The sequence below is a fragment of the Schnuerera sp. genome (assembly GCF_035459645.1).
GTDB lineage: Bacteria > Bacillota > Clostridia > Tissierellales > Tepidimicrobiaceae > Schnuerera.
In genome coordinates this window covers 1-13,186 of the sequence record NZ_DATHXO010000046.1, presented here as the reverse complement: position 1 = coordinate 13,186, position 13,186 = coordinate 1, and the positions used below count along the sequence as shown (strand labels likewise).

Below are 13,186 nucleotides of genomic sequence, written 5' to 3'. Positions count from 1 at the left end.
TAAAGGGGTAAGCTTGTCCTATGTATTAAAGGAAGAAGCTGGTGTAACTATTGAAAATGCAGAGGTAAATTTTGAAGCATCAGATGGTTATCCAATTGATCCTCAGATGTTGGAAGATATTTTCAATGAAGAGCTAAAATACGTTTTAGCTTATGAAATCGATGGAGAAGCAATTGATAATGATGACAATCCAGACAATGAAGAAATAGTGGTTTACAGGAAGGTAAAAGAAGAAGGAGAATTTGGTACAGTATTTAAGATGGTAGTAAAAATATCTGTGGGAGACGCTATTGATGTAATAGAGAAGGAAGAACCAGTGGAAGAGGAAACAGTAGAAGAAGTAAAGAAAATTGCTTTTACAGATATAACCGAAGAATATGAATTTGCTGCAACTGCCATAGAAGAGCTTGCAAGAAGAGGAATAATCCATGGAGTAGGTAATGGGAAATATGCTCCAGAGAAAGAATTTACAAGAGCTCAGTTTTGTAAAATAATGGTTGAAGCTTTAGGTTATGATAAAGATGAATATGCTGATAATTTTACCGATGTAAAAGCTGATAATTGGTTTGCTCCTTATGTACAAGCAGCAGTTGAAGAAGGTTTATTTACAGGTTATCCAGATGGAACGTTTAAACCAGATAGAACAATAACAAGGGAAGAAATAGCAGCTGTAGTAGGAAGAGGCGCTGTGTTAGCAGAGGTAGTGGATGCAGCAAAGATGGAGAAGTTTGTAATGGAAAAATCAAATTTTGAAGATAAAGAATTAGTTTCTGAATGGGCAGCTAATGAAGTAGCATGGCTAGAAGCTCAAGGGGTTTTTGCTAATATAGCAGAAGAAATATTCGAACCTACAAAAGTAGTCAACAGGGCTGAGGCAGCTACTGTTGTATATAATACCTTGTTTAAATAGTAAGTTTTAAATAAGATGAAAAGAGGGACAACCATGGTTTTCCCTCTTTTCCATAATTAAAGGGAGGTATTTCATGAAGGGGAATAATAAATTTAAGTTTATTGCGATTATATTGGCTTTTGGAATGATTTTTTCACAGTTCACTTTCTTTATAGACTCTGTTGAAGCATCTAGAACAGATTTATTGATTACAGGTACAGGAGTCAATGAAGAGGTAAGGATTACAGAGTCTGATTGGTCAAAATATGAGATGGTAGAAAGAATTTATTCAGGAAATAATAGTTTGAATTTCCACAAGATTATAAAAGCAAAGGGCTACGATTTATTCGATTTAATCGGTGAGAATAATTTAAAAACTAATGATAATTATCAAGTTAAATTTACTTGTTCAGATGGGTTTGAATTTACTAAATCTATAAATGAACTAAAAAACACCTATTATTTTAGTGATTTTACAGATAAAAGTAAAGAAAAATCAGAACCTATGATTGCTAGGTATACGGCGGTATTAGCTGATTATCCTAAAGATAATTTTTTACCTCCAATAAAATGGGATGATAGAAATATTACTGAAAAAAATTTAGATAAAGGATTCCCTAAATTAGTTTTTGGTCAAACTAATGTAGATGATATGAATTTATCTCAATGGGGAAAAGAAGTTGTAAAAATAACTATTGGTGAAGATAAACCTATTGAAAAAGCTACTGAAGGTATAGGATTAGATTCTTCTTATAAACATATTAGCCATGATGGCGCTCCATATAATATTGACGCTATAACAGGAGCAACCTTTACTATTGAAGGACCAGCAGTTGAAGGATATAGAGCAATTTCTTTAAGGCAGATAGAAGAAGATACTAATGGGCAGGAGCAAGGTACATATTATGAGAAAGTAGATGGAAAAGTTGTTCAAAATACTTATGAAGGAATTAATGGAAAACATTTAATAGATAACTACGTAAAGGTTACTTCCAATGCTGGAAATGTAGTATTTAAAGATAAGTCCAGAAAAACTATTAGATCAGTGCCTATAGGTGAAGTAGGTGATTATTTAATAGCTTATGGAATCAATGAGGTGCCTCTTGTATATCTAGATACAGATGTGGGATATAAGGCTAAAAAACATAATGATAATGGCTGTTTTAAATTAGTATATGAACAGGATAAAGTCAATGCTAAGGAATTTTCAAATGTGGCATATATCTACATTGAGGAAAAGGATGCTAAAAATATTTATGAACATACTTATCCCCCTTATGATGATCCTAAATATACGGATTATGAAATAATTATCCACGGAGATAAGATGGATAAGGAAATAAAACTTAAAGTATCAGATATAGAAGCAATGGATGATATAAAATATGAGGGCGAATATAGTCTTTCTAATAGTGAATATTTTTGGTATTACAATAAATACAAAGGAGTTCCTCTTTGGGATTTACTCCTAAAAGTAGGGATAGATCCAAATATTGATGAAGATACTAGTATTCAGTTTATAGCAGCTGATCATTATAATTTTCCTCCAATGACAATTGGAGAGATAAAGGATAGTTCATTATATGGATATTATGAAAAGAACGCTGAAGATGTAGGAGATGGCACTTATGATGGTTCTAATGAAGAGCCACTTCATACAGAGATGCCAGTTCTTGTAACCTATGGTTTCAATGGTTATCCTTATGTTGTCAGACCAACAGATGAAGGATTCAATCCTGGTCTTGGTAATGATGGAGGACCACTTAGGGTTATATTTGGAAAAACAAGCTATAATGATCCTAACGGTGCTAATCAAGTACAATTTTTAAAGGAAATTATAATTGGTGGAGGAGACCCAGTATCAACAGAAACTGATGACAAAACTGGTCAAGGAGAGTCTACTCAAAAAGATGTAGATAAAAGTTCAACTTGGAACCATAACCAAGGGGTTTATACTGACTATTTGGACATGCCAGTCCTTAGAGTAACAGGCTCTCAGGTAAAGGAACCAATGACTTTTACTCTTAGACAAATAGAATCTATGACAGAGTATGCTTTAAGAGATGTCTATACTGGAGATGGAATTCGAGAATTTGAAGGAGTAGTATTATGGGATATTATTTCCAAGGTTGTTGGATTAAAAGATGATGTAGATGTGCCAAGTATAAGGGTATTTAGTGGACAAAATTATAATCAAATCTTAAGAAGTAGTCAACAGGTTATGGAAGGGGTACTCAACTCTAAAGATCAAGTTAAGAAGATTATTTTAGCCTATGCAGTAGATGGACATCCTTTAGTTCCTAATGAAAGTGATATAGGATACGTAAACAATAATGCTTATGGACCTATAAGACTTATAATTGAAGAAAGTAAATCCATGTGGGTAAAATGGACAGATTGTATTGTTGTAGGAACTGGAGATTATGAAGAGCCAAAGATGGAGGATGTAAAAGAACTAGATTTGCCAGAACTTTCCGGTTCTGAAGTAGACCAATATATAGATGATAAAATATGGATTACCTATAGAAATGACACAGGAAAAGAATTGCCAGAAGCAAGTGTTAGAAGTATGGAATACGATAAAGATAATAACTTGTGGATTGGTACAAATAATGGAGGTCTTTCACTAAGGACTTCTACAGGAAAATGGATTACTATAAAGGAAATTGAAACTGAAAATGCAGGTATTGTTAAAGTAGATACATGTTATGCTATAGTCCAAAGAGAAAATGGAGAGTTATGGATTACCCTTGGAGGAGCTTTAACACCTCAGGGAATATTAGTAAAAAACAATGATACTTGGAAGCTCTTAAATACGAAGAATTCAGAACTTCCTGCTAATTTTGTTCAAGAATTAGAACTTGATAAAAAAGGTGGATTATGGATAGGGACACAAAATGGTGCGGTATATGTAGATAAAGATGATAATTGGACAGTTTATACTGAAAAAGAAGGCCTTTTACCTTATTCTGTAGATGCTATAGAACCTGATAAAGAAGGGGGAGCTTGGATAGGCTATTATCCAGATGTAAAAGGCGACGAAGAAAACCCACTTTATATTGGGGGTTATCAGCATATTGCAGCAGACGGAACTATTACAACCTATGAAGATTTTGATAACACTAATTTCAATCTTAACTGGGTGAGAAGTATTTCCATAGATGATAAAGGTGGAGTATGGGTTGTAAGATCTGGCAATGCACCAGGTTTTGGTCAAGGTGAGGTAGATTATATTTTAAATGGCGAAAGAAAGGTTTATACAGCAAAAGATTTGTATCCAACAATAACTGAAGATGATGATATAAGATTGGTATTAGCAGATAAGGAAAACGAAGAAACTCTTTATATTGCAACAACTGCTAGTGGTGTAATTAAAACTGAAGGGATTGGTAAAGTTGCTGAAATCATAAATGCATCTAATCAATTCCCATCGAAACAATGGAATAACGTTTATTTCTTAGACTGGGATAATAATAATCTATTGGTAGGAACTAATGGCGGAGCAGCAGTTAATATTCAAAGTATAATCTTTAAAGATATAGAATCCCATTGGGCTAAAAAAGAGATCCAAGAAATGGCTACTATGGGTTATATAAAGGGAAGTAATGATGAATTTAATCCAGATAATGATATTACAAGAGCCGAATTTGTTGCTATTATGGTAAGGATATTAGGCCTTGATACATTTGAAATGGATGATATACCTTTTAATGATGTAAAATCTACAGATTGGTTTGCAAAAGATGTGGTATCGGCTGAAAAGGAAGGTATAATTAAAGGCTATGAAGATGGTACCTTTAAACCAAATTCACCAATTGAAAGACAGGAAATTGCAGTTGTATTAGCTAATTTCTTAGAGGAATTGAATGAGGATGAAATAGAGGATATATTATTAAATTTTGATGATGATGTAGAACAATGGGCAAGAAACTCTTTAGCTGCAGTGATTGATGCAGAAATAATAAAAGGTTTACCCAACAATACTGTTGGAGGACAGTTAAATGCAACAAGAGCAGAAACTATAGTAATATTATTAAGATTTTTAAAATACTAGTATGAGGCAATAGGACTAAGTCCTATTGCTCTATTTAGGAGGTTTCTATGAAAAGGTTTAAATTTATTAATTTATTAATGATTATCATTTTAACCCTTTCTTTAATGCTATCTGGATGTAATTCAAAAAATGATAACGAAGAGACTCCAGTGGATATAGAACAGGAAGAAGAAATCAGTCAAAAGGATATAGAAGATATAACTGAAGAAAATATAGATGAAGAAGCGGATATATCCCAGGACCTGGAAGATAAGGGTGAAGAAGAACAAATAGAAGAAGGACCAGTAGAACATAATGAAGAAAGTGAAAACAAAAATGAAGAAGCATCACAAAGTGTAGAAAAATCCAATGAAGAAGTGGAATCAAATGAATCCAATGAAAGTGAACAAGTAGAAGAAGAAGGCCATAAATTAAAAATAGAAGGTAAAGTTGAAAATGAATTGAAATTAAGCTTAGATAGCTTAAAAGATATGGAGAGCATCATTTTTCAAGGAGATTTCTATTCCTTAAATAATTTTGGAACTACAGCCTATACAAATTTTAAAGGAGTTAACCTATGGAAGTTATTAGAACAGAATGCTAATATATCTTCAGAGGCTACTAAGGTTATCATTGTAGCTACAGATGGTTATAAAATGGAGTTTACTATTGAACAAGTTAAGAAACAGGATTATATTGATGAAACCAATCCTGATGCAAAGTTCCCAATGATTATAGCTTGGGAAGAAAATGGAGAAGAATACGATTCGGAAGAAGGACCTCCATTTAAATTGGTGGTAGGTCAGACGGAACCAGGAGATATAAACAAACCTCAATGGGTATCGAATATTGATAAAATAACGGTGGAGTAGGTAATTGATATGATGAAAAGCAAAAAATTCTATTTAATTTTTTTAATTATAGTGGTGACTGTAGTTATATTTCTTTTTTCTTTAAAAAATAGAGCCTCAGAAGAAGAACTAAAGGTAAAGGGATTTTATCCTGAAGCAAAGAAGATTGAGCTAGTGAAGGATATTTCAGATGATATGTTTATTTCTTTAAATTTTCCAGGGGTAAAGAGGGCCTACGAAGTGGATGGACAAGTTAAGGTTTTTGTAGTTAGTTGTGTAGGATATAATGGGCCAATTGATGTGTTGACAGCTATTGATGATGATGAGTTACTGGGAATAGAAATACTAGAACATGAAGAATCTTTGGATTATGCTGAGCATATTGAGGAGGACTGGTTTTTAGAAAGGTTTAAGAATATTGTAATTGAAAAATATTTAAATCTGGTGGTCTTAGATAAAGAAAATCCAGAAGATATAGTCCAAGTAACTGGAGCTACTGTAAGCTCTCAGGCAGTAGTTAATGCAGTAAATGCAGCCATTGGAGCCTATCAATATAAGGTGAATGATATAGAAATGGAAGGAGTAGCCGATGTGGTTCCTCAGGAAATGTGGCAAAAGGATACCAATAGTTTTGCTATAAACTGGGAAGATGAATCTATTAGGATAGATATTGAAAAAATAAAGGAATATGAACAGTTGGAAATGGATGTAGTCTTGATCAATACAACAGGAACAGAGACTGATATGAAGGTAAAAGGACCTACCCTTAGACATATTTTAGAAAAGGAAGGTTTGAATTTAAGGGACTATGAAGGAGTGGGAATATCCGGACGTGATGGTTATTATACAATGGTAGATAGAGAAAAATTAGAGGTTAATGATGTGATTTTAGTATGGCAAGTTAATGGTAAAGATTTGAAAGAAGAAGAAAAGCCTGTACGAATAGCCATACCAAATGAACTAGGACCTTATTGGGTAAAGATGGTTTCCAGTATCGATTTATATGGAGAGATATCACCTAAGGCCATTGATAAAGTACATATTTTTGCTCCTTTAACTGAAGATATAGAACCTTATTATTATGAGTACTATGGTAGCAAGGATAAGTCCATTGAGGTAGGGCAAATTCTAAGAAAATTTGATAATGTAGATGAAAAAGGATTTTTCACCATGGCTGCTTCCGATGGATTAATAAAAAATGAAACTCTTTCCTTAGTCAGACAAAGGTACTTTTTAAAGGTAGAGGGAGATAATGCCCCTATGAATATAGCACCAAATTTTAAACTTGGCATGAATGTGAAGAATATGACTCATTTCTCTACTACTAAGGATGCAGTTATATTTCCTGAAAAAATGGTTGAAGTGGTAAGGACTAAAGATATTAACGGCAGTGAAGGTTTGTTGTTAGAGGATGTATTATTAACTGCAGGTATGAGATGGACTGATAATAATCAGTTTAATATAATAGGTAGAGATGATGCTAAAGTAGAGATAACTTTAGAAGAAATGCTTGATTCTTATATAGTAGATGATGGTAATATAGTGGTTTTATACCAAGGAGAAAGTGAAATTATGAAAGATATATTAAGGATTGAAAAGAAATGAAATATAAAAAAAGAAGCTTTATACAAATTGCTTTTACTATATTTGTGATATTAATTTCTATAATATATTCTCTATATATAAATGGAATTATTGACTGGAGGATGCTCTCCATTGGAGATATCAATCCCTATGGAGGGTGGAGTGCATTAAAATCAGCTTTAACAGATCCATCTTATAGATGGAGAGGCGTAACCAAATCCATTGCTCTTACAATTGGCATATTTATTACTGCATTACTAATGGGGAGGTTTTTCTGTGGATTTATATGTCCAATTGGAGCTTTACAAGATTTTTTCAAATTCTTAGGAACAAAATTAGGGATTAAGGAAAGAAATTTAGCAAAGGGGAAATTTTTTAATCCTGAAATATTGAAATACTTTGTATTATTAATGGTTTTAATATTGAGTATTTTAGGACTGGGGAATATAATTTCCCCTTATTCCCCTTGGGTAGCTTATTTAAATGTTTTTTTAGGGCTAAATTTTCAAAGGGGATTTATAGTATTATTATTGGTAGCACTTTTTTCCTTATTTGTCAAAAGAGTTTTTTGTAGATTTTTTTGTCCACTTGGAGCTTTTCAAAGTCTTTTATCTGTCCTAGGACCGTCGAAGATCAGTAGTAATGAAAGATGTAATGGATGTAATTATTGTTTAAGGAATTGTCCCGTTAATATAAAAAGGCCACATAATTTGGAAATTTCTCCAGAATGTATTAGATGCTTAGAATGTGTAGAATCTCAATGTATAAAGGGTAGAGATGGTTATTCATTGAAATTTGGGAAATTTAGAATGAATGAAAGTCAGTACATAACGATTAGTCTAATTTTATTAATTGGGATATATCTTTTGCTTCCATTAATCCAACCACAGACTAGCCCTCAATCCATTGTTGACTTAGATTTTTTAAAAGATGGAACCTATATTGGAAGAGGCATTGGTTTTGGTGGTACTATGCAAGTAGAAGTAATTATAGAAAATAATAGAATAATAGGAATAAATCCAATCAATCATAGTGAAACCACTGGGTATTATGAGGAGGTATTTAGAACAATCCCATTAGAGATAATTGAAACTCAAAGTTTAAATATAGACGGTATTAGTGGAGCTACAGCTACCAGTAGAGGATTTATTAATGGAGTCAAAAGCGGAATAAGTCAAGCCTTAGAAAGGAAATAAGGAGGAAGCTATGAATATTAAAAAGGTCATACCTATAGTAATAATAATTGGACTTATACTCATATTTAATTTTTCTAGAAAAGATATTATATCTATAAATATACTTCAAAAAGAAAACCAGCAGATTGTAGAAAAGGATTTTATATACAATCATAATGATGCTATTAGTTTCCCTGCGGTGGTAAGGAGTAGTGGGAATAAACCTGTTGAAACAGAATACAAAGGTATTGAAATGTCCAAGCTATTTTATTCATTAGATTTGGACATATCTCAGGTTGAAAAAATAACCTTTAATGCATCAGATGGATATAGAATAATATTAAGTATTGAAGAGATAAATGAACCAAATAATGTTTATTTAACCTTTGAAAAAGATGGGAAACCTATGAAATCTAAAAGACAAGGGGGTAATGGGCCTTTTCAATTAGTTATAAGACGGGACCCATTTAGTCAACGTTGGATAAAGCATATAGAGGAGATTATATTGGAGTAGTGTTTTATATAATTAAATATACTTAAATTTTGGAGGAAATATTATGCTTAAAAAACTGGTTAATAAATTTTCCATATTTGAAATAATTGTCATTGCCCTTATGGCGACTTTAGGCATAGCAACTAAGCCTGTTATTGTACCTCTTGCCCATATTATCACTGGCCCTCTTTATATTCCAGGTGGGGCAATTGCTGGCGGTTTATATATGATGTGGGTAGTTTTAGGAGTTGGTTTAATAGCAAAAGTTGGAGTGGCCACTTTGATTTCCGTAGTACAAGCTATTATGGTAGTAAGTCTAGGAATCTACGGGACTCATGGGGTTGTAAGTTTTCTTACCTACATAGTCCCTGGATTAATAGTAGATTTATATATGATAATGATAAAAACAAAACCATTTCAAAAATGGAATTTCTTTGTAGCTGGTATATTAGCAAATGTAAGTGGGACTTTTTTAGTAAACGTAGTATTTTTTCGATTGCCTTTAGTTCCTTTAGTATTAACTTTATCTGCAGCTTCTTTATCAGGAGGAATAGGTGGGTTAATAGCATATGGAATTTTTAAAAAGCTGATAAAGAACCAAGCTTTAGAAAATTTAATTAATGGGAGAGGATATAATGATTAAAAGGAATTTAATTTTATTTTTTGTTTTAGTTCTAATAATATTGATTACAATTTCATGTACTAGATCTATATCTAAAGATGCTGAATTACCTCTTCCAGATAGAAAGGATATTGGAATGAATATTATAGACAGTGAAAGGAATATTAAATTTTTTTCAGCACATAACCAAGATGAAATATTTAAATTAGAAGATACTATAGAAGAAAAATATGAAAATGCTTTAACCATGGGAGGATTAGGGGAAGTAGAATATATTGAAGAAAGTAGCAATTTCCAAGTAAGGGATAATTCTATAAATTACATAGATGAAAATGGTAAGACCATAGTAAAAGACGTAAAAGGAGTTATGATAAATCCTCCTGAAGCCAGTATAACAGATGCTTATTATCATATGTCTCATTATTTAAATGAGGAAGATGTATTGTTTATATTATTAGATGGATTTGGTTACCATCAATATGAATATGCTATTAAAAACGAGTATTTACCGTATTTAGGAAAACAGGTTAAAGCTACTAAAGCATTATCCGTATATAAACCAGTAACTAATGCAGGGTTAGCTGCTATGATTACAGGTAAATACCCTATAGAGAACGGAGTTTATTCAAGAAAGCAAAGGGAATTAAATGTAGACTCTATTTTTAAATTTGCCGAAGATTTAGAGAAAAAAGCTATATATATAGAAGGGAATATCGGAATACTGAAAACTGAAATTGAGCCTGTATTAAATTTGGATAGTAATGGGGACGGGTTTACCGATGATGAAGTATATAAGTCTACTATGAATGCCATGGAGAAAGATTATAATTTTATATTTACACATTTTCATGGAATAGATGATTGTGGACATACCTATGGAGATTTGTCTGTAGAAACCATGGAGTTTATTAAAAGAGTAGATAGATATGTAGAAGAAATAGTGTCTAATTGGAAAGGGATAGTGATAATTACTGCTGACCATGGTATGCATTCTACAGAGGAGGGTGGGGATCATGGAGAATTTAGATATGAAGATATGGTGGTTCCCTATATAATCATGGATGGAGGGAATCAATTTGAGTAATAGAACTATAGGAATTATTCTTTTTATATTAATTATTATTATGGGGGTTTTTGGTTTGATCAATAGACAAATGGTAAAGGATAATAAAGAAGCCCATGAGAATGCAGAGATTATAATAAAAGAAGAAGAAAAAGAATCTAAATTGAAATTTGAGGATATAGTAGATTTAGGAGAAGAAGAATTTACTGCTGTTTTAGATACAAGCGATAGTAATCCAAAAGAACACAATTATACGGGAGTTCCTTTATCTAATATAATTGAAGAAGTTAAGATTAATATGGAAGATAAAAAACAGGTAATAATAAAGGGAATAGATGGCTATACCGTAGCCTTAAGTATTAAAGAAGTAATGGATGAAAATAATGTATATTTAGCATATAAATTTAATGGGAAATTTTTAAAAAGCAAAGAAAAGGGAGGAAGTGGTCCTTATCAAATAATCGTTAGAAAGGATCAGTTTAGTCAAAGATGGTGTAAGTTTGTCGTGGAGTTGGAAGTGAAATGATAAATCCTATAGATATAAATGACCTATATTTTAAATATAAATTTAGCTCCGATTATATACTAAAGGGAATAGAATTGGCTGTATCCAAAGGGGAAATACTAGCATTAACAGGCTTAAGTGGCAGTGGTAAAAGCACATTATTAAATATAATTTGTGGAATAATTCCTCATATACGTAAAGGTGAAGTTCATGGTGAGGTTAAATTATGGGGGGAAAATATAAAAGATTTAAAGATAGCAGATATAACTAAAAAGGTTGGAATAGTTTTTCAAGATCCAGATACTCAACTTTTTTCCCCTACTGTTGAAGATGAAATAGCTTTTGGTCCTGAAAATTTGATGATAGAAAGAAAAGAAATAGGCAACCGAATAGACAAGGTACTTAAAATTGTTCATATGGAAGATTATAGGTATCAAAACCCTAATAATTTATCTGGAGGACAGAAGCAATTAATAGCCATTGCTTCAGTTTTAGCTATGGAACCAGATATTTTATTATTTGATGAAATTACTGCTCAAATAGATGATGATGGAAAGAAAAGGATAAAAGAGTTAATTTCAGATTTAAAAAAAGAGAAAAAAACTATAGTTTTAGTGGAGCATAATTTAGATATTTTAAATTTAGCAGATAGAGTATTGGAATTAAAGAATGGTAAATTAAAGGAATATGAGGCTGGTGAATAGATTGGATTTCATAAAATTAGAGGATTTATTTTTTGAATATAAGAAGGACAAGCCAATAATCAACAATATAAATTTGAAAATTAATAAAGATGAAGTTACAACAATTTTAGGGCCTAATGGAAGTGGCAAGACTACTTTAGGAAAGCTTATGATAGGGATATTAAAACCTAAAAGTGGACAAATATCTATTTCTAACAGAAATATTTCTGAATTTAGATTAGCTCAAATAGGAGGCAAAATAGGATATCTTTTCCAGAATCCTGAAAAACATTTTTTTACTAATACTGTAGAAGAGGAATTAGGATTTGCACTAAAGTTTAAAGGATTTAATGATGAATATTTAGAAAAGAAGGTAGACGGACTGTTAAAATTGTTCCAAATAGAAGATTTAAGAGAATATTCACCTTTACTACTAAGCCAAGGAGAAAAGCAAAGACTTGCAATAGCTACTATTTTGATGAATGAACCAGAATATTTAATATTAGATGAACCAACTACTGGCCTTGATTTTGATAGGAAAAATATATTGATACAAGTGTTAAAAGAATTAATGGAAAAAGGGGTAGGAATGACCATTATTAGTCATGATAATACTTTTGTAGAAGAACTATCTCATCGAGTCATAAAAATTCATAGAGGAGAAATAACCTATGACCAAAGAATTTGAATTTGATCCAAGAACAAAATTAACTATGGTGTTGTGTATATCCACATTAGGTATAATAATTAAAGATATCTTCTATCTTTTTTTTGTTTTAGGATTGACAATTTTAATTGCAAAATTTTTTAATGTAAATTTGAAAAGAAGCTTTAAAAAGATAAAGAGACTTTTATATGTAATTATTGTTATTGCAATAGTACAGAGTATATTTACTACGGAAGGAAAAAGCCTTTTTTCTATTGGTCATATTGTAGTTTTAAGTACCAGTGGCTTAGAGAAAGGTTTTCAGTTTATATTGCGAATGATGATAATAATTTTTTCGGCTACTATAATTACTACTTCAAACTCAAGAAAAATAATTCAAGGATTTGTCCAATGGGGGTTACCATATGATATTGCATTTATGGTTGCTATTGGTATTAGATTTCTACCTATATTGACTGAAGAGATTAAAGACTCTTTAACTGCTATTCAACTTAGGGGTATAGAAATCGAAAATTTACCTATGAAGAAGAGGATTAGTATATATTCATATTTATTTGCTCCTATATTAACAGGGACAATTTTAAAAGCAGAAAAATTGTCAATTGCTATTGAAATGAGAGG

The 13,186-nt window shown here is 31.6% G+C and carries 12 protein-coding genes; all 12 read left to right on the top strand.

Features of this window, described 5'->3' with window-relative positions; genetic code table 11:
- A partial coding sequence (locus tag VK998_RS01105) for an S-layer homology domain-containing protein (protein WP_325224516.1) occupies positions 1–910 on the top strand: 910 nt, incomplete at its 5' end.
- A 73-nt stretch (positions 911–983) separates the two neighbouring features.
- A complete protein-coding gene (locus VK998_RS01100; protein WP_325224515.1) occupies positions 984–4,943 on the top strand; it encodes an S-layer homology domain-containing protein in 3,960 nt (1,319 codons plus the stop codon).
- 47 nt (positions 4,944–4,990) lie between these two features.
- Positions 4,991–5,794: a molybdopterin-dependent oxidoreductase gene (locus VK998_RS01095; protein WP_325224513.1), complete on the top strand. Its 804-nt coding sequence runs from the start codon at positions 4,991–4,993 to the stop codon at positions 5,792–5,794.
- 9 nt (positions 5,795–5,803) lie between these two features.
- Positions 5,804–7,378, top strand: coding sequence for an FMN-binding protein (locus VK998_RS01090; RefSeq protein ID WP_325224511.1), 1,575 nt, complete (start codon positions 5,804–5,806; stop codon positions 7,376–7,378).
- A complete protein-coding gene (locus tag VK998_RS01085) occupies positions 7,375–8,553 on the top strand; it encodes a 4Fe-4S binding protein (protein ID WP_325224510.1) in 1,179 nt (392 codons plus the stop codon). Before VK998_RS01090 ends, VK998_RS01085 begins: the two co-directional genes overlap by 4 nt.
- A gap of 10 nt (positions 8,554–8,563) precedes the next feature.
- Complete coding sequence (locus VK998_RS01080) at positions 8,564–9,046, top strand: hypothetical protein (protein WP_325224507.1); 483 nt, start codon at positions 8,564–8,566, stop codon at positions 9,044–9,046.
- Between the two features lie 43 nt (positions 9,047–9,089).
- The gene (locus VK998_RS01075; RefSeq protein ID WP_325224506.1) at positions 9,090–9,668 is read left to right on the top strand and encodes an ECF transporter S component; all 579 of its coding nucleotides are present in this window, start codon (positions 9,090–9,092) and stop codon (positions 9,666–9,668) included.
- On the top strand, positions 9,661–10,731 hold the full coding sequence (locus VK998_RS01070) for an alkaline phosphatase family protein (RefSeq protein ID WP_325224505.1): 1,071 nt from the start codon (positions 9,661–9,663) through the stop codon (positions 10,729–10,731). The genes VK998_RS01075 and VK998_RS01070 overlap by 8 nt, the downstream gene beginning before the upstream one ends.
- Positions 10,724–11,236: a molybdopterin-dependent oxidoreductase gene (locus tag VK998_RS01065; protein WP_325224504.1), complete on the top strand. Its 513-nt coding sequence runs from the start codon at positions 10,724–10,726 to the stop codon at positions 11,234–11,236. Before VK998_RS01070 ends, VK998_RS01065 begins: the two co-directional genes overlap by 8 nt.
- Positions 11,233–11,919: an energy-coupling factor ABC transporter ATP-binding protein gene (locus VK998_RS01060; RefSeq protein WP_325224503.1), complete on the top strand. Its 687-nt coding sequence runs from the start codon at positions 11,233–11,235 to the stop codon at positions 11,917–11,919. Before VK998_RS01065 ends, VK998_RS01060 begins: the two co-directional genes overlap by 4 nt.
- On the top strand, positions 11,912–12,586 hold the full coding sequence (locus VK998_RS01055) for an energy-coupling factor ABC transporter ATP-binding protein (protein ID WP_325224502.1): 675 nt from the start codon (positions 11,912–11,914) through the stop codon (positions 12,584–12,586). The genes VK998_RS01060 and VK998_RS01055 overlap by 8 nt, the downstream gene beginning before the upstream one ends.
- The coding region (locus tag VK998_RS01050; protein ID WP_325224501.1) for an energy-coupling factor transporter transmembrane component T family protein at positions 12,570–13,186 on the top strand (617 nt) is incomplete at its 3' end. The genes VK998_RS01055 and VK998_RS01050, both read left to right, overlap by 17 nt.

What these genes read in the sequence shown, in the direction of transcription:
- VK998_RS01070 (WP_325224505.1), top strand. Translation starts at nt 9,661, where the DNA reads ATGATTAAAAGGAATTTAATTTTATTTTTTGTTTTAGTTCTAATAATA.
- VK998_RS01085 (WP_325224510.1), top strand. Translation starts at nt 7,375, where the DNA reads ATGAAATATAAAAAAAGAAGCTTTATACAAATTGCTTTTACTATATTT.
- VK998_RS01080 (WP_325224507.1), top strand. Translation starts at nt 8,564, where the DNA reads ATGAATATTAAAAAGGTCATACCTATAGTAATAATAATTGGACTTATA.
- VK998_RS01100 (WP_325224515.1), top strand. Translation starts at nt 984, where the DNA reads ATGAAGGGGAATAATAAATTTAAGTTTATTGCGATTATATTGGCTTTT.
- VK998_RS01095 (WP_325224513.1), top strand. Translation starts at nt 4,991, where the DNA reads ATGAAAAGGTTTAAATTTATTAATTTATTAATGATTATCATTTTAACC.
- VK998_RS01060 (WP_325224503.1), top strand. Translation starts at nt 11,233, where the DNA reads ATGATAAATCCTATAGATATAAATGACCTATATTTTAAATATAAATTT.
- VK998_RS01075 (WP_325224506.1), top strand. Translation starts at nt 9,090, where the DNA reads ATGCTTAAAAAACTGGTTAATAAATTTTCCATATTTGAAATAATTGTC.
- VK998_RS01090 (WP_325224511.1), top strand. Translation starts at nt 5,804, where the DNA reads ATGATGAAAAGCAAAAAATTCTATTTAATTTTTTTAATTATAGTGGTG.